Here is a 17475-nt window from a genome sequence, read left to right as displayed (position 1 = left end):
TCTCGTTGAAATCGGACTCGCCAAGGTTGGCACGGGCTGTGCTAGCCTTTGCCTGATAATTGATCAGGGGGAGTTTTCATGTTTCGTCAGATGGGTTTGAGCGTCGTGGCGGCTGCAGCGTTATTGGCGTCTGCGATGTCTGCGAGCGCCGACACCGATGTCAAATTCGCGCTCGACTGGAAATTCGAAGGTCCGTCCGCGCCCTATTTCGTTGCGCTCGACAAGGGCTACTACAAGGCCGAAGGCCTCAACGTGACCATCGACTCCGGTCCAGGCTCGGTGGCCGGCATCGCACGGGTCGCGGCGGGCACTTATCCGATCGGTTTCTTCGACATCAATTCGCTGGCGCGCTTCCGCGACCAGAACCCGGACAAGGACGTCAAGGGCGTCTTGATGGTCTACGACAAGCCGCCGTTCTCCATCGTTAGCATTGCGAAGTCGGGCATCAATTCGCCGAAGGACCTCGAGGGTAAGATTTTGGGCGCACCGGCGCCGGATGGCGCCTTCGCGCAGTGGAAGGCCTTCGTCAAAGAGAACAAAATCGACGACAGCAAGGTGAAGATCGAGAATGTCGGCTTCCCGGTGCGCGAGCCGATGCTCGCCGACGGCAAGGTCGATGCCATCACCGGCTTCTCGTTCTCGTCCTACTTCAACCTGATGTCCAAGGGCATTGCCGAGAAGGACATCAAGGTGATGCTGATGTCGGATTACGGCATCGTGCTTTATGGCAATGCCATCATGGTGAACCCCGAATTCGCCAAGGCCAATCCCAAGATTGTGGCTGGCTTCGTGCGCGCGACCGTCAAGGGCATCATCGACACCATCAAGGATCCCGACAACGCCATCAAGTCGGTGATGAAGCGCAACGAGACCGCCGACGAAAAGATCGAACTCGCTCGCCTCAAGATGTCGCTGAAGGACAATTTCGTGACCCCGTGGGTGAAAGCCAATGGCGTCGGCGGTATCGACGAGAAGCGCATGAGTGATGCCATCGATCAGATCGCCGTCACCTACGAGTTCAAGAATCCAAAGCCGAAGGCGGGGGATCTGTTCACGTCGGAATATCTGCCTCCGGCCGACGCGCGCAAGTTCTAAGCGTAACGACAGAAGGCCAGGTCGTCGCGCATGGAAGCGTTCGTAGATATCGACGGCGTCACGCTGAAGTACCGTGGCGCCTCGGGTGACATTGTCGCGCTTCAGGATGCGACGCTCAAAGTCCAGCGCGGCGAATTCGTCGCGGTGGTCGGCCCCTCCGGCTGTGGCAAATCCACCCTGATGCGGCTTGTGACGGGCCTACACAAGCCGACCGCCGGCACCATCGCCATCGACGGCAAGGAAGTGAAAGGTCCGGTCAAGATGGCCGGCATGGCGTTCCAGAACGCCAATATGCTGCCGTGGCGCAAGGTCATCGACAACGTCCTGCTGCCGCTGGAGATCGTCGAACCCTATCGTTCGCAGTTTCGTTCCAGGAAAGCCGAGTTCCGCGCCAAGGCCGAGCAATTGCTGGCAACGGTCGGTCTCGCCGGTTTCGGTGATCGCTATCCCTGGGAATTGTCCGGCGGCATGCAGCAGCGCGTCTCGCTGTGCCGTTCGCTGATCCACGAGCCGGCGCTGCTGATGCTCGACGAGCCCTTTGCCGCGCTCGATGCGTTCACGCGCGAAGAGCTGTGGTGCGTGTTGCGCGATCTGTGGCAGCGGCTCGGCTTCACCGTGATCCTGGTGACGCACGATCTGCGCGAAGCCGCGTTCCTCGCCGACAAGATCTATGTCATGAGCGCGCGCCCGGGTCACATCGTCCAGATCAAGTCAGTCCCGTTCGCCCGTCCGCGCGATCTGCAGGTCACCTATGAAAAGGATTTCGGCGACATCGTGATGGAGCTGCGCATGAAGATCGCACAGGTGCGCCAGTCATGAACCCGCGAACCCTCGAAAAGCTCTCGCCCTGGATTTTCACCATCGCCATTTTCCTGATCTGGGAACTGGCCTGCATTGTTTTCAAGGTCAACACGTCGGTGCTGCAGCCGCCATCGGCAGCCTTTGCGGCGATGTTCAAACTCTGGAAGGTGTTCCTCTATCATTCGTGGGTCACGCTCTGGGTGACGATGGTCGGATTTGCGCTGGCTGTTGGCTTCGGCATCATTCTCGGTCTCGTCGTGGGCTGGTCGCGGGCGATCTATCGCGGGCTCTATCCCGTGATGATCGGCTTCAACACCATCCCCAAGGTCGCCATCGTGCCGCTGCTGATCCTGTGGTTCGGCATCGGCGAAGTGCCGGCGATCGTCACGGCGTTTCTGATCTCGTTCTTCCCCATCGTGGTCAATATCGCCACCGGTCTGGCGACCACCGAGCCCGAACTCGAGGACGTGCTGCGGGCGCTCGGCGCCGGCAAACTCGACATCATGCTCAAGGTCGGCATTCCGCGTGCGCTGCCATATTTCTTCGGCTCCCTGAAGATCGCGATCACGCTGGCTTTCGTCGGCACCGTGGTGTCGGAGACGCTCGGCGCCAATGCGGGACTCGGCTACCTGATCGCCTTGGAGGGAGCCAGTTTCCGCATGGCGAATGTCTATGCCGCCTTGCTGCTGCTCGCCTTCGAAGGCGTGCTCATGTATGCGGTATTCGCGGGGATCGAACAGCATTTCACCAAATGGGCCTTCCGCTCGCAGATGAGCGCAGCCGGCTAGGGCCACACGCCCTCCACCCGGCCCTGTGCGGGCCGGGCTTCCTGCCCGGAAGCGGTTGGTCAGATACCGCCCTTGCGCTAGACTGCAGGGAGTCGGGCGGGTGCCGTGAAGACCGAACACCAGAATTCACTGAGAACGCTGCAATGGATGATGGCTGCGTCGCTGGCCCTTCCGCTTGCACTGTTTGTGTTTGCGGCGGCGACGTCGTGGGTGTCCACGCGCGAGATCGCCGACCGCGAGATCGAGCGCGCGCTCGATGTGGCGCATGAACACGCGTTGAAAGTGTTCGAGACCATCGACCGCAGCCTGTCCGAAATGAACGAAATCGTGCGCGGAAAATCCGACGACGAGCTGCGTGCCCAGTCGGAGCAGATGGGCGCCCGGCTGAAGCAACTGACCGATGCGCTGCCGCAACTGAAATCGGTCTGGGTGTTCGACAACAGGGGCCGCGCGCTGGTCAACAGTCTGAATCTGGCGCTGCCCAGTCTCGATTTTTCTGATCGCGATTACTACAGGGCCCATATCGCAGGTGATGCCGGCACGTTCATCGGTCAATCATTGTTGCCGCGCCCGCCCTATCAGGGCGCGCCGTTCTTTGGCGTGAGCCGCAGGCGGGTCTCGGCCGATGGCAGCTTCACGGGCGTGGTGCAGGCCTCTGTCTTTCCGGAATACTTCGATCGCTTCTATGCGCGCATCGGCCACGATGCTGGGAGCTTCTTTGCGCTTGGTCTCACCGATGGTTCGATCCTGGCACGTTATCCGCAGCTCGACCGTGAGGTGCGGTTCGATCCCAAGGGGCCCGTGGGCCGCACGCTGTCGACCCATCCTGCTGGAGGGCTGGTCACGCTTGTCTCGCCCGGCGACAATGTTGAGCGCCGTATCGGCTATCAGCAGCTCGCGGGCTATCCGGTCTATGTCGCGGCAGGTCTTGAAACTTCAGCGATCCGTGCGCGCTGGCTGCGCACCATCAGCTATCATCTGATCTTCGGCGTTCCTGCGACGGCACTGCTGTTCCTGTTGCTGGTATTCGCGATCCGTCGCACCCGCCGGCTCAATTTCGAAGCGATGAAACGGCGCGAGGCCGAAGAAGCGCTGAAACATGGCCAGCGGCTGGAAGCGCTCGGCCAGTTGACCGGTGGCGTCGCACATGACTTCAACAATTTGCTGACCGTGATCCGTTCGTCAGTCGATTTGCTGCAACGGCCCGATCTCTCGCCGGATCGTCGTGCCCGCTACATTGCAGCGATCTCCGAAACCGTGAATCGCGCCGCCAAGCTGACGGCGCAATTGCTGGCTTTTGCGCGGCGCCAGACACTGAGGCCTGAAGTGTTCGACGTGGGCCAATGTGTGCATTCGGTGAGCGAGATTATCGGTACGCTGACGGGAGCGCCGATCGAGATTATGACCCATGTGCCCGATGAGGCATTGTTCGTGGATGCCGATATCGGTCAGTTCGAAACCGCGTTGATCAACATCGCGGTTAACGCGCGCGATGCCATGGCGGGTGAGGGGCGGCTGACGATCGTTGTCCGCGCGGCAGAGCTAATCCCCGTTGCGCTCGCCCTGAGGTCTGACGGCTATGTGGCGATCTCAGTATCCGACACCGGCACCGGTATTCCCGCCGATCAGTTCGAGCACATCTTCGAGCCATTCTATACGACAAAGGAAGTCGGGCAGGGCACAGGCCTCGGGCTTTCGCAGGTATTTGGCTTTGCCAAACAATCCGGTGGCGAGGTCGTAGTCGCCAGCGAAGTCGGCAAGGGCAGCACTTTCACGCTCTATCTGCCGCGCGTCTCTGGTGCCCGCACCGCGCCGGCGCTGTCGGCGAGCGAAGCGCCCGTCGTCGATGGCCACGGCATGTCGGTGCTGGTCGTGGAAGACAATCGCGATGTCGGTACTTTCGCGACCGATGCACTGAGCGAGCTTGGCTACACCACGGTGTTGCGGCCGAACGCGCAGGAAGCGCTCGCCGAACTCGCCCGTCATGCCGCGCGTTATGACGTCGTGTTCTCCGATGTGGTGATGCCTGGAATGACAGGCATCGAACTGGCGCAGGAGATACGAAAGCTCTATCCGGACCTGCCGGTGGTGCTGACCTCCGGCTACAGTCATGTTTTGGCGCAGAACGGCACCTTCGGATTCGAGCTGCTACAGAAGCCCTATTCGATCGAGCAATTGTCGCGGGTACTCACCAAGGTCGGCACCTGGCGGAAGGCCCAGCGCGAGGCCGTCTGAGTCGTCGGGAACTCGAAGGAACCTTCTGATTTTCTTGGCGTTATCGCGCTATGAACAAGCATTCTGTCAACGATTCCAGGCCCGAACCCGATCCCAAGTCCACTTCCGACGCGCCTGATGTGAAGGGGCCGATCATCGGGGTTGTTGACGAGGTCGGCGAGCATATCGAGCCGCCGCCGCCCGAAGTGGTAGAGCCCGATCCTGACCTCACGCCGGAAGAGGCCGAGCAGGCGCGCAAGGATTATCTGCTGACGCGGTTCTGGATCAGCGCGCGCGGTTTCTGGGGCAAGTCGGGCGACAGACTCGCCTGGATGTTCTCGATCGGGCTCGTGCTATTGATCGTTGGCAATGTTGCGTTTCAATACGGCATCAATGTCTGGAATCGCGCGATCTTCGATGCCATCGAGAAACGTGATGCGGCCAGCGTGTTTCATCTCACCGGCGTGTTTTTTCCACTGGCGATCGGCAGCGTGCTCCTTGGTGTCGCGCAGGTCTATGGCCGCATGGGCATCCAGCGTCGCTGGCGCGCATGGCTGACCAATTCGGTCGTGTCGCGCTGGCTCACCAATGGCCGTTACTATCAACTCAATCTCGTCGGCGGCGATCACCAGAATCCCGAATACCGGATCGCCGAGGATCTGCGCATCGCGACCGACTCGCCCGTCGACTTCGTCTCCGGCGTTATCGCCGCATTTCTCTCCGCCACCACCTTCATCATCGTGCTGTGGACCATCGGCGGCGCAATGACGCTCTCGATGGGTGGCAGCACAATCACGATTCCGGGCTTCCTCGTCATTGCCGCGATCATCTATGCCGCCATTGCATCCGGTTCGATCATGGTGATCGGCCGCCGCTTCGTGCAGATCTCCGAGGACAAGAACCAGGCCGAGGCCGAGTATCGCTATGCGCTTACCCGTGTGCGCGAGAATGGCGAGAGTATCGCGCTGCTGGGCGGCGAAGAGGAAGAGCGCAACGGTATCGACAAGACCTTTGGCCACGTTCTCAGGCAATGGGCGCGCCTCGCCGGCCAGCATATGCGCACCACACTGGTCTCGCAGGGCTCGAGCCTGATCGCACCCGTCGTACCGCTGCTGCTGTGTGCGCCGAAATTTCTCGACGGCAGCATGTCGCTCGGTCAGGTCATGCAGGCGGCGTCGGCCTTCACCATCGTGCAAAGCGCATTCGGCTGGCTGGTCGACAACTATCCGCGCCTCGCCGACTGGAATGCCTGCGCACGCCGTGTCGCCTCGCTGATGATGTCGCTGGACGGTCTCGAACGCGCCGAACTCGGCGACGGCATCGGCCGCATCAAGCGCGGCGAGACCACTGACGAGACCATGCTGAGCCTGCATAATTTGTCCGTTACGCTCGATGACGGCACCGCGGTGGTCGGCGATGCCGAAGTGAAGATCGGGCCCGGCGAGCGTCTGCTTGTGGCTGGTGAATCCGGCACCGGCAAAAGCACGCTGGTGCGCGCCATCGCCGGCCTGTGGCCATGGGGCGGTGGCAGTGTCAATTTCCATCCGGACCGGCGGTTGTTCATGCTGCCGCAGAAGCCCTACGTGCCGTCAGGCACCCTGCGCCGCGCAGCCGCCTATCCCGCGGCGTCGGAGGACTGGACCGTCGAGCAGATCGGCGAGGCGCTCGACAAGGTTGGGCTTGGCCATCTCAAGGAGAAGATCGAGGAGGATGCGCCGTGGGACCAGACACTGTCCGGCGGCGAGAAGCAGCGGCTCGCTTTTGCGCGCCTGTTTTTACACCGCCCTGATATCATTGTGCTGGACGAAGCGACCTCGGCGCTGGACGCGAAGAGCCAGGACAAGATGATGGAGCTGCTCACCAGGGAGCTGCCCAACGCCACGGTGGTATCTGTCGCGCATCGGGTCGAGCTTGAAGCCTTCCACAGCCGCAAGATCGTGCTGGAACGCCGCAAGGGCGGCGCCAAGCTGGTCAGCGATATCGATCTCATCCCGCGCAGCGGCAAGCGTCGCCTGCTCGGTCGCTTCCTGCGCCATCGCAAGCCGGCCAGGAGCGCGGCGTGATCTGTACTTGGAACTAGAAAAAGTTGATCTTCAGCGCTGGTGACAGGAAGATCGCGATATTCGCGAAAAGCCCGCCGGCATAGGCGGCAGAGCGCAGCGATGATTTATCCGCGATGTACAGTAGCGCGTGCGCGATCCGAAACGCGAGATAGAGCGCGGCCAGCACGCTCACGGTTGTCGCCGACGCGCCGAAGTTCAGCGCTGCGATGACCGAGACGGCGTAGAACGGGAAGCTCTCGAAGGCGTTCTGGTGTGCGGCATAAGCGCGACGCTTGGCGCCTGAAAGGCTCTCGGCACTGTCGCGCGGCGTGCTGTTGTCGCGGGATCCCGCTTTGGCATAGCCAATAATGATCAGCGGCAGCAGTGCAGCAATCAGAATGCTCCAATAGGCGAACGGCATCAAATCCCCCGGATCGATAATATGGCCAAACTGCGTCTTGATGAGCGGTTCCTGTTCCGCTGTCAAACACGGCTACAACCGTCCGTTTTCCGGAACATCGCGTGTATCGCGCCGTTGTCTGTCCAAACATTGGTACTAATGGAAAGGTTGTGATCTAGATGCACATGAGCGAGACGCCTGGCATCGATCCCGTCGAGGATCCGCCGATCAAGCCTGGCCAACCCAGCGAACCACCGCAGGAGAGCCCGCCCGGTAATCCACAGCCGGAGGTGCCTCGACCGGTGCGTGATCCCGGTGAACCGTCGCGACCGGATGAGTTGCCCGGAGACATGCCTGATGAAGTGCCGATGCCGAACCCCGATATCAATCCGGGTCAGCCGCCCCCTGCAGTGATGTAGCTGCTGTGATGGTGCGAACTACAGATCGATGCCCTGAACGCGCAATGAACAAAGCGCGTTTGGGCCATTGTCGTGTCGAAAATAAAAACGAATTTGCATTTGCCTGTCGCCACATTCCGGCCCAATGCATATCAGTTGATCAATGTGCCGATTTGTTCGGCCGACAAAAATCAGTTTGTTGAAGATCCTTACTCCGGGGGCCCAAGGTCTATCATGACAAAACTTCGTCTCGTATTGCTGGCCACGACGACGCTCGGCGTTGCGCATATTGCAGCGACTGCTGCCTATGCGTCGAGCGTCGATGCGCCGATCGTGCTCGCGCAGGCCGCACCTGCTGCACCTGAAGGTGAGCCCAAGGCTCCACCGAAGGCGCCACCCAAGGCTCCGCCAGCTGCTGCGCCTCCCGCTGCTGCGCCTCCGGCCGCACGCCCTGCGGCACCGCCGCCGCCGCATCCTGCCGCTCCCCCTGCTGCACGTCCCGCGCCTCCGGCACCGCCTGCTGCGCCGCCGCCCGCGGCTGCACCTCCGCGCCCGACGCCGCCCCCGCCTCCTGCGGCTGCACCGCCTCGCCCCACGCCTCCTCCTCCGGCTGCCGCTCCGCCGCCGCGCCCAACGCCGCCGCCGGCTCCCGTCGTGCCTCCGGCCCCGCGCGCCGCACCTCCGGCGCCCACCGCTGCGCCTGTAGCTCCGTCAGCGCCAACGCCGCCCGCTGGGCGTCCCGAACGTCGCGAGCCCGGCGAAGGACGTCCTGAGCGCCGTGAACCCGGTGCAACGCCGCCGGCCGGCGCACGTCCCGCGCCTGCAGCGCCACCAGCCGCTGCACCGGCGACACCGCCTGCCGCGCGGCCGGCACCTGCTACTGCACCGACGCCGGCTCCAGCGCCTGCAACGCCGCCAGCGGCTACGCCCCCCCCTGCGGCAACGCCACCTGCTGCAGCACCAGCTCCGGCTGCGCCTGGCACACCGCCTGCTGCGGGTGCGCCTCCGTCAGGTCGCCCCGGTGGCCCCGACGGCCGTGGTCCTGATGGCCGTGGTCCCGATGGACGTCGTGGTCCTCCCGGCGGTCCGGGCGCAGGCGCTCCCGGTGCACCCGGCACGCCACCCAACGCGGCTGCGCCCGGCGTTGCGCCGAACGCCGCGGCACCCGCCGCTGCGCCGCCGCCCACCAGAGCTGCCGCGCCTGTCGTGGTCGCCCCCGGTGGCGGCAACATCAAGGTCGTGCAGCCGCCCGCACCTGCGGTGACGGCACCGATCCCTCAGGCACCGCCGCCGGCTGCAGCGCTGACGCCGATCGCACCGGGCGCTGCCCCCCAGGGCCCGCGCAACATGGGCGATTTCCGCGGCCAGCGCAGCGAGCGCCAGGAGGGCGGTCGTACGATCATCACCGAGCCTGGACGCATCATCGTGCAGGATCCGAGTGGTCAGTCGTTCATCCGCCACAACGAGGTCGATCGCTTCCGCTACGGCGCGCGTGACATCCGTACGGATCGGGTCGGCGGTGATGATCGGACAATTGTGATTCGTCCCGACGGTTCGCAGATCATCACGGTGGTTGGCCGCGATGGTCAGCTGCTGCGACGTATCCGCAGGGATCGCGAGGGACGCGAGATCATCATCATCGATAACTCGTTCCGTGGTCCGGGTGGCCCCGGCGGTCCAGGGGGTCTCGGCTTCTATGTCGATCTGCCGCCGCCGATGATCCGGATTCCGCAGAACCGCTACATCGTCGATTACGATCAGGCCTCGCCCGATCTGGTCTACGACACCCTGATCGCGCCTCCGGTGGATCGCATCGAGCGTCGCTATACGCTCGATGAAATCCGCTACAGCCCGATGGTACGCCAGCGCATGCCGTCGATCGATCTGGACTCGATCAATTTCGAGCTAGGCTCGTGGGATATCCCGCCGGACCAGGCCTCGAAGCTGCAGGTGATCGCAGATGGTCTCAACCGGGCGATCTCGCGTAACCCGCGTGCGGTGTTCCTCATAGAGGGGCACACCGATGCGGTTGGCTCTGACGTCGACAATCTGTCGCTGTCGGATCGCCGCGCACAGTCGGCGGCTGAATTGCTCACCCAGCAATTCCAGGTGCCGGCGGAAAACCTGACGTCGCAGGGTTATGGCGAGCAGTATCTGAAGATCCAGACCGATGGTCCGGAGCGCCAGAACCGCCGCGTCACGATCCGCAACATCACGCCGCTGTTGAACGGCGGTCAGGCGTCATTGCCCCCGCCGCCTCCAGGCACGGCACCGCCGCGTCGCTGAGGCAGGTAGAAAATGAAAATGGCCGGGAGCAATCCCGGCCATTTTTGTTTTGAAGAGTTTTCGATGAATTATGGTTTCGCCGCCAGTCCCAACGCATCCACCATCACGCGGAACACTTCCGTATTGTCCATCGCGCCGCGCACGCGGTCGCTGCCGGGGCCGGTGGCGGTGAGGATTACGTCCTCGCCCGAATGCACGCTGGCGCCCATCATGGCCGGCAGGTTGCCGAGCCGCAGCATGCTGCCCGGCGCATTCCTGTATTTCTCGTTGGCCTTGAACGTGCCGGGCTCGTCGCCCTTCTCGGTCGGATCGTTCGGGTTGTCGAGTTTTGGCCGCAGCGTCTCGTAGTGATCGGGCAGGCTCGCCGACATGATTGCAAGCCGTCGGCTGACATCGACGCGGGCCGGATAGCCTTCGGCATCCGGCGCGGGATAATTAGGGAAGCCGGCCTTGTCATAGACGCCGATCCGTTCGCGGAGCGGCAGGTTCGACTCCTTGCTCATATCGTCATTGACCGTGCCGACGAGGCTGTTGGGATGGCTGTGGTCGGAAACGACCAGAATCAGCGTGTCATCGCCACGCCTGGCCGCCCAGTCGCGCGCCAGCTTGACCGCATTGTCGAGCATGATGACGTCATAGACGGCGCGGTCCATGTCGAGCAGATGCGCGTATTTGTCGATTAGGCCGGACTCGACCATCAGGAAGAAGCCGTTGTCGTTGCGCGACAGCACCTTGAGCGCGGCATGCACCTGCTCGGTCAAATCCGGCTGCTGCGGAAATTTCTTCACGCCGCCGCCGCCGAGAAACTTGCGATCCAGAACCCCATCCATATTGCCAGGCGTGAACAGGCCGAGCAGTTTGCGTGTCTCGGGCTTCCTGGCGAGGCCGTTCAGTTCGGGCGCGGTGGTCGCAACGGAATAGCCGGCATCCCGGAAGCGGGCGACATAGTCGATGTCATCCTTGCGCTTCGAGGCCGCGGCTGCCTGCGGCAGGAAATTCGCCGCACCGCCGCCCATCAACACATCGGGTTTGGCGGCAAGGAACTGCGCGACGATCTCGTCATAGGCGGCGCGGCGACGGGTATGTGCCACCATGGCGGCGGGTGTCGCGTCCTCGACCTCGGTATTGGTGACGATGCCGATCGCCAGATCGAGCTTGCGTTTGGCGAGACTGGTAATGGTTTCGACTTGCGGGTCGTCGAACACGTTTGCCGTGCGATCGGCATAGACGCCCATCGCATTGGTCGCGGTCTTGTGGCCGGTGGCATAGGCGCTGGCCGAATTCGCGGAGTCGGTGATGATGGAATCGGAGCCCGCCGTCGCCACCATGGCCATATGCGGCATGTCATCCATCGCGAGCTTGCCGCGGCTCTTGCCTTCGGCAATGCCCTTCGACAGAATTCTGGCGCTGACGCGATGCGCCAGCGACATGCCGTCGCCGATGAACAGGATCACGTTCTTCGCCTTGCGTGGGCCAGTATCATAGACGTTCCACGTCACCACGCGGCTGCGCACGCCATCGCTGACCTCGATCTTGTACGCACCCGGCTTGTCGAGCGTCACGTCGCGCAGCAGCAGCGCGGACTGATCCTTGCCGTCTTCCTTCGCAATGTAGTTAGCGGTCTTGCCGAACGCCGCGGTCTGGTCGGCGCCGTTGATCGTCACCTTGATGTCGGCGGCTGCGATCTTCTCGGGCAGTTCAACCTTGAAGTCGAATTTGCTGCCGGCGAGGATTTCGGCGCGGTCGATCGGATAGATGGTCTGTGCTGGCAGCGATGTGCTCGTCAGTAGCAGCGTCGCAGCGGCCGTAATAAAGGTTCTCGACATGACACGGATATCCTCTGGAGCGCCCAGCTTAGGGGTGCGGTCTCCATTACGACAGTTGGATGACTAACGGGTGACATGCGTCGCGATCACGCAACGACAGTCCGAGGCGCTAGGTTTCATGTCTCCCGGAGCTTTCGACGTAACTGCAGAGCATGTCCGCCAAGCCTTCCGCAAAAAACTCAATCTCGGCCGCTGATCGCGGGCGCATGGAAAAGTCCTTTCCTACTCCGCTCAAAGTCGAGGTGATGACGTCGACGACGAGCGATTGCCTTTCCTCGGTCGCGGCTGGCAGTGCATGCGCGATGAACGCCGCGAATGTGCGTCGTCCGGCCGCCTTGGCCTTTTGCGATTCCGGAGCATCCCGATAGAGCGGTGCTGCGTCATCCAGCGCATGGCGAATGTCGGCTTCGTCGCATTCCGATTTGATGAAGGCATGGACCAGTTTGCGCAGACGCGTAGATGGCGATGCACTTTCATCCTCCAGAATCCGGCGGAGCATGTCGTTGGTGTCTCGCCATTCGTCGCTCTGCAAGCGGAACAGGATCGACGCCTTGTTCGGGAAGTATTGGTAGAGCGATCCGACGCTGACACCGGCCTTCTCCGCCACGCGCGCGGTGGTGAAGCGGTGGAATCCCTCTTTCGCCAAAACCTGAATAGCAGCTTCGAGAATAGCGCTGACCAGCTCTTCGGAGCGTGTCTGTTGCGGCTGTTTTCTCGAATGAATCGAAGGGCTTGGGCGCCGAGTCAGCTGCGGTCTCCGCAATGCGATTAGCGAATGCGAATGATTATTCGTATTTGCAGGAGGGCGCAATCAAGCGCTGTTTTCGCAGGAATTATCATGACCACACTCACGACGGATCCCGTCGCCCCCCTTCTCAAGCGTCTGTTCGCAGAAGCGGATGCCGCACGGTCCCGCACCAGCCAGGCTGTTGCCGACTTGTCTGACGACGATAGGCAGCGGATGATGCAGAGCAAGACCGACTATGTCGATCTCTACAGCCGGTTCAGGGACGTCCCGCTCGCCGTGTCGCGCGCGACCGGTGCGCTGCTTTACATACTGGCGCGGTCGACCGGTGCTAGGACGATCGTCGAATTCGGCACGTCGTTTGGGATTTCGACGCTGCATATGGCGGCCGCGCTGAACGACAACGGCGGTGGCAAGCTGATCACGAGCGAATTCGAGCCCTCGAAGATCGTCATCGCGCGACGGAATCTCGCCGAAGGCGGCCTGATCGATCTCGTCGAATTCCGTGCAGGCGATGCGTTGCAGACGCTGCGTGCCGATCTGCCCGATGCGATTGATCTGCTACTGCTCGATGGCGCCAAGGCGCTTTATCCGGACGTGCTTGCGATCGTCGAAAACCGTCTCAAGCCCGGTGCTTTCGTCATTGCTGACAATGCGGATTACAGCCCCGACTATCTCGCTTATGTCCGCAATCCCGCGAATGGTTACCTATCGGTCCCGTTCGGTGATGACGTCGAGCTGTCGATGAAGATGTAGCGATGGCAGGAAAACGTAGTTCGTAGCCCGCATGAGCGTAGCGATATGTGGGGATCTCGCGCGTAGTGAAACGCGATCCCTGGATGTCGCTTTGCCCATCCGGGTTACGCGATTGCGTGGCTTAATCCTTATCGCTGCCCAGCTTCGGAATGTTCGAGCCTTCGCCGGCGCTCAACAAGCCGGTCTTCGCGTAGAGATCCAGCTTGGCGCGGGTGTCGGTGATGTCGAGATTGCGCATGGTGAGCTGGCCGATGCGGTCGGCTGGCGTAAACGGCGCATCTTCGACCTTCTCCATGCTGAGCCGTTCCGGCGCGTAGGTCAGGTTGGGGCTCTCGGTGTTCAGGATCGAGTAGTCATTGCCGCGGCGCAGTTCGAGCGTCACTTCGCCGGTGATCGCGCGCGCGACCCAGCGCTGCGCCGTCTCTCGCAGCATCAAGGCCTGCGAGTCGAACCAGCGGCCCTGATAGAGCAGCCGGCCGAGCTTCATGCCGCTCATGCGATATTGCTCGATGGTGTCTTCGTTGTGGATGCCGGTGACGAGACGCTCATAGGCGATATGGAGCAGCGCCATGCCGGGCGCTTCATAGATGCCGCGGCTCTTGGCCTCGATGATCCGGTTCTCGATCTGGTCGCTCATGCCAAGGCCATGCCGGCCGCCGATGACGTTGGCCTCGAGGAACAGCGCGACAGGATCGGCGAAGGTCTGACCGTTCAGCGCAACCGGCTGACCATCGACAAACCGCACCGTGACCTTCTCAGCCTTGACAGCGCAGTCGTCGCGCCAGAACGGCACGCCCATGATCGGGTTGACGATCTTGATGCCGCTGTCGAGGTGTTCGAGATCCTTGGCCTCATGGGTGGCGCCGAGGAGATTGCTGTCGGTCGAATAGGCCTTCTCGGCTGACATCTTGTAGGCGAAGCCGTGGGCGGTCATGAAGGCCGACATTTCGGCGCGGCCGCCCAGTTCGTCGATGAATTGATCGTCGAGCCAGGGTTTGTAGATCTTCAGTTCCGGATTGGTCAGCAGTCCGTAGCGGTAGAATCGCTCGATATCGTTGCCCTTATAGGTCGAGCCGTCGCCCCAGATATTGACGCCATCTTCCTTCATGGCCGAGACCAGCATCGTGCCGGTGACGGCGCGCCCGAGCGGCGTGGTGTTGAAATAGGCGATGCCGCCGGTCGAGACATGGAAGGCGCCGGCTTGAATGGCGGCGATGCCTTCATGAACGAGTTGCGCACGGCAATCCACCAGGCGGGCCTTCTCGGCGCCGAACTCCATGGCCTTGCGCGGAATCTCGTCGTAGTCGGCCTCGTCAGGCTGGCCGAGATTCGCGGTATAGGCGAAGACCTTAGCACCCTTCTGCTTCATCCAGAGCAGCGCGGCTGACGTGTCCAGCCCGCCGGAGAAAGCGATGCCGACGTTTTTTCCTTGGGGCAGGCTCTTCAAGATCGTGGTCATCGAACGTCCAATCGGGGCAGTTTCGGGTGCGTACGGGCGCGCTATCAAACGTCCCGCGAACGGGCACCTGTTTAACGGCGGTTGACGGGGATCGCGTCCGGCACGGGACCGATGTCGCGACCGCGCAATTTCTGCCGCCAGCGATAGCCCGGCCAGGCGAAGCGCGTCAACGCGGCATCGATCTCCTCGTCCGTCTTCCGGGTCGAGGGCCAGCGGTAAATCCACCCGTGAATCAACCAGATGACCAGGAATGAGACGAGGCCAGCGATGGTCACGTCGGTAAAGAAATGGCCGCCGAAGGCCATCCGCCAGCCGGATGTGGCGAGGCCGAACACCGTCGCTGCCACATAGGCGTAGGGGCGCACCGACGGCGGCGCGAGCGCGGCCGGAGCATAGGTCCAGAACGCGGTGGCGCCCTCACCAGAGAAGAACGAACAGTTGCGCCCGCATTGGCCGGTCGGATCCCACCAGGCCTTGAACTGCCAGGGACCATTGAATTCGGAGACCATTACCGGCCGCGGCCGGCTCCAGAAGGTCTTGAAGGTCAGATTGGTCAGGACCCCGGCCGACATCAGCATGGTGAGGATCAGGAAGGCCACGGTGCGGCCTTTCACCAGCAGCGGCCGGTGTGGCCAGATCAGCTTCACGATCAGCGCAAGGATCGAGGGGGCGACGAAAGCCCATGCGATCCACATCGCCGCATTGCGAGCGAACTGCGCATAGGGCAGTGACGTCGTGGGGAAGCGTCTGGTCTCGGGATCGTAGAACAGTGCCGCGAGCTTGAGGTCGAGTTCGGGCCAGACTCCGAAGACAATGGCAATGGCGGCAAGCAGCCCAAGCGCGATGAGGAGTCCTGTCCGGTTCATGGCGGGCGGTTTAACCGAGGCAGGAGTTGAAGGAAAGGCAGCGCACTAGGGGCCAGCCGCGACATCGGGCTGCGGTGGAGCGCGCCGCGGTTGCCGCCAGGCGCCGGCATTGCGGCCGGCGATCACCCAGTAAATCAGTCCGGCGACGATTCCCGCGCCGGTCATCACTTCGAGGTGCCGCCGCACAATGCCGTCGAAACTCATCGTCGCAGGGTCATAGGGAATCAGACCGAGATAGCAGGCGAGCCCGACCGCCGCGCCGCCGAGCGCATAGATGATAACGCTGCGAATGTAGAAGGCCTCGGTAATGAGGACGACGAGTATCGCCGGAATCAGCGCAAAGCCGCTGATGAAGATGAAACCGAAGCCGAGCAGGATATTGATGGTGTTGGGATCGATCACGCCGGTATCGAGCGCGCTGAGTTCCGGAAACAGGATCGAGAACACCACGATCGCGCCGCCGACAAGACAGGCAGCGCAGAAGCCGAGAAAGATGACGAACAGGCGGCCGATCAGCGCCATCGTCAGTCCGTCATCGCCATCGCGCGCAGGGCTTGACGCTCACGCGCCGACAGCTTTTCGGTCTCCGACTTCAACTGGCCGCAGGCGGCGAGGATGTCGCGGCCGCGCGGCGTACGCACCGGCGAGGAATAGCCGGCATTGAAGATATACTCGGAGAACTTCTCGATCTGGTCCCAGTCCGAACATTCGTAGCGCGTGCCGGGCCACGGATTGAACGGGATCAGATTGATCTTGGCGTGAATGCCCTTCAGCATCTTGACCAGCAGCTTGGCATCGTCGAGCGAGTCGTTGACGCCTTTCAGCATCACATATTCGAAGGTGATGCGCCGTGCATTGGACGCGCCGGGATAATCGCGGCAAGCCTGCATCAGTTCTTCGAGCGGATATTTCTTGTTCAGCGGCACCAACTCGTTGCGCAGTTCATCGCGCACCGCATGCAGCGAGATCGCCAGCATGACGCCGATTTCCTCGCCGGTGCGCTTGATGTTCGGCACCACGCCAGAGGTCGAGAGCGTGATACGCCGACGCGAGATGCCGATGCCTTCATTGTCGGAGACGATCAGCAGCGCGTCGCGCACCGCATCGAAATTGTAGAGCGGCTCGCCCATGCCCATCATCACGATATTGGTGACGCGGCGGTTGCCGTCCGGGGTCTCGCGATTGGCCCAGTCATTGAGACGGTCGCGGGCGACCATGATCTGGCCGACGATCTCGCCGGCCGTCAGGTTGCGCACCAGCCGCTGGGTACCGGTGTGGCAAAACGAGCAGTTCAGGGTGCAGCCGACCTGCGACGAGACGCAGAGCGTGCCGCGGTCGGTTTCGGGGATGTAGACGCACTCGACCTCATGGGCCTTCTCGCCGGCGGTGCCGGAGGGCAGCCGCAGCAGCCATTTGCGGGTGCCGTCATTGGAGATCTGCTCGACCACGACCTCAGGCCGCGCCACTGTGAAATGCTTCTCGAGGTCTTCGCGCATACCTTTGGAAATGCTGGACATTTCGGCAAAGGTCTGGACGCCCCGAACATACATCCAATGCCAGATCTGCTGCGTCCGCATCTTGCGCTGGGCCGGCGCCACGCCGATGGAACCGAGCTTTTCGGCGATTTCCGCGCGCGACAGGCCGATCAGCGACGGCTTGGCCAGCGGCACATACGTCTCGGTGGCGATCTTCTCCAATGGCACGTCGCCCGCGGGCAATGCGTCGGAAGCGTCGATGGCGGAACCGGCCTCGGCTGAAACGGGGGTCATGGCGTTCGATCTATGATGTCACGGAAATAC

The 17475-nt window shown here is 62.3% G+C and carries 15 protein-coding genes; 8 read left to right on the top strand and 7 right to left on the bottom strand.

The features are described 5' to 3' along the window. The first annotated feature begins 78 nt into the window (after nucleotides 1–78). The 5 genes from CIW50_RS01080 (at nucleotide 79) to CIW50_RS01060 (ending at nucleotide 6961) form a co-directional block, all read left to right on the top strand. Entirely contained in the window at nucleotides 79–1095 is a 1017-nt protein-coding gene (locus CIW50_RS01080) for an ABC transporter substrate-binding protein (RefSeq protein WP_246664093.1), read from the top strand. Nucleotides 1096–1125: 30 nt separating this feature from the next. Next, a complete protein-coding gene (locus CIW50_RS01075; RefSeq protein WP_149529457.1) occupies nucleotides 1126–1914 on the top strand; it encodes an ABC transporter ATP-binding protein in 789 nt (262 codons plus the stop codon). Further along, nucleotides 1911–2684, top strand: a complete 774-nt coding sequence (locus CIW50_RS01070; RefSeq protein WP_149529456.1) for an ABC transporter permease — start codon at nucleotides 1911–1913, stop codon at nucleotides 2682–2684. The genes CIW50_RS01075 and CIW50_RS01070 overlap by 4 nt, the downstream gene beginning before the upstream one ends. Nucleotides 2685–2789: 105 nt before the next feature. Continuing rightward, complete coding sequence (locus tag CIW50_RS01065) at nucleotides 2790–4919, top strand: ATP-binding protein (protein ID WP_149529455.1); 2130 nt, start codon at nucleotides 2790–2792, stop codon at nucleotides 4917–4919. 50 nt (nucleotides 4920–4969) lie between these two features. Continuing rightward, complete coding sequence (locus CIW50_RS01060) at nucleotides 4970–6961, top strand: ABC transporter ATP-binding protein/permease (protein WP_149529454.1); 1992 nt, start codon at nucleotides 4970–4972, stop codon at nucleotides 6959–6961. 13 nt (nucleotides 6962–6974) lie between these two features. Here CIW50_RS01060 and CIW50_RS01055 read toward each other — a convergent pair whose 3' ends face one another. Then, a complete protein-coding gene (locus tag CIW50_RS01055) occupies nucleotides 6975–7361 on the bottom strand; it encodes an MAPEG family protein (RefSeq protein WP_149529453.1) in 387 nt (128 codons plus the stop codon). A gap of 164 nt (nucleotides 7362–7525) precedes the next feature. Here CIW50_RS01055 and CIW50_RS01050 point away from each other — a divergent pair, with 164 nt between their 5' ends. Both CIW50_RS01050 and CIW50_RS01045 read left to right on the top strand, forming a co-directional pair. Then, nucleotides 7526–7759 carry a hypothetical protein gene (locus CIW50_RS01050; protein ID WP_149529452.1) on the top strand — a complete coding sequence of 78 codons (234 nt, stop codon included), beginning with the start codon at nucleotides 7526–7528 and terminating at the stop codon, nucleotides 7757–7759. A gap of 213 nt (nucleotides 7760–7972) precedes the next feature. Continuing rightward, the gene (locus CIW50_RS01045) at nucleotides 7973–10024 is read left to right on the top strand and encodes an OmpA family protein (protein ID WP_149529451.1); all 2052 of its coding nucleotides are present in this window, start codon (nucleotides 7973–7975) and stop codon (nucleotides 10022–10024) included. 68 nt (nucleotides 10025–10092) lie between these two features. Here CIW50_RS01045 and CIW50_RS01040 read toward each other — a convergent pair whose 3' ends face one another. Further along, nucleotides 10093–11850, bottom strand: coding sequence for an alkaline phosphatase (locus CIW50_RS01040; RefSeq protein WP_149529450.1), 1758 nt, complete (start codon nucleotides 11848–11850; stop codon nucleotides 10093–10095). A 109-nt stretch (nucleotides 11851–11959) separates the two neighbouring features. After that, a complete protein-coding gene (locus CIW50_RS01035) occupies nucleotides 11960–12598 on the bottom strand; it encodes a TetR/AcrR family transcriptional regulator (RefSeq protein ID WP_149530348.1) in 639 nt (212 codons plus the stop codon). Between the two features lie 90 nt (nucleotides 12599–12688). Here CIW50_RS01035 and CIW50_RS01030 point away from each other — a divergent pair, with 90 nt between their 5' ends. Further along, entirely contained in the window at nucleotides 12689–13351 is a 663-nt protein-coding gene (locus CIW50_RS01030) for an O-methyltransferase (RefSeq protein WP_149529449.1), read from the top strand. A gap of 121 nt (nucleotides 13352–13472) precedes the next feature. Here the strand turns inward: CIW50_RS01030 and argG are convergent, their stop codons facing one another. The 4 genes from argG to rlmN form a co-directional block, all read right to left on the bottom strand. Continuing rightward, nucleotides 13473–14810: an argininosuccinate synthase gene (gene argG, locus CIW50_RS01025; protein ID WP_149529448.1), complete on the bottom strand. Its 1338-nt coding sequence runs from the start codon at nucleotides 14808–14810 to the stop codon at nucleotides 13473–13475. Between the two features lie 71 nt (nucleotides 14811–14881). Next, complete coding sequence (locus CIW50_RS01020; RefSeq protein ID WP_149529447.1) at nucleotides 14882–15676, bottom strand: phosphatase PAP2 family protein; 795 nt, start codon at nucleotides 15674–15676, stop codon at nucleotides 14882–14884. Between the two features lie 45 nt (nucleotides 15677–15721). Continuing rightward, on the bottom strand, nucleotides 15722–16198 hold the full coding sequence (locus tag CIW50_RS01015) for a hypothetical protein (RefSeq protein WP_149529446.1): 477 nt from the start codon (nucleotides 16196–16198) through the stop codon (nucleotides 15722–15724). Between the two features lie 2 nt (nucleotides 16199–16200). Next, nucleotides 16201–17445, bottom strand: a complete 1245-nt coding sequence (gene rlmN, locus CIW50_RS01010; RefSeq protein WP_149529445.1) for a dual-specificity RNA methyltransferase RlmN — start codon at nucleotides 17443–17445, stop codon at nucleotides 16201–16203. Nucleotides 17446–17475 lie beyond the last annotated feature (30 nt).

Origin of the sequence: Tardiphaga sp. P9-11 (assembly GCF_008329525.1) — a bacterium.
Taxonomy (GTDB): Bacteria; Pseudomonadota; Alphaproteobacteria; order Rhizobiales; family Xanthobacteraceae; genus Tardiphaga.
The sequence above is the reverse complement of the archived record's forward strand: the minus strand, read 5'-3'. Positions and strand labels throughout refer to the sequence as shown.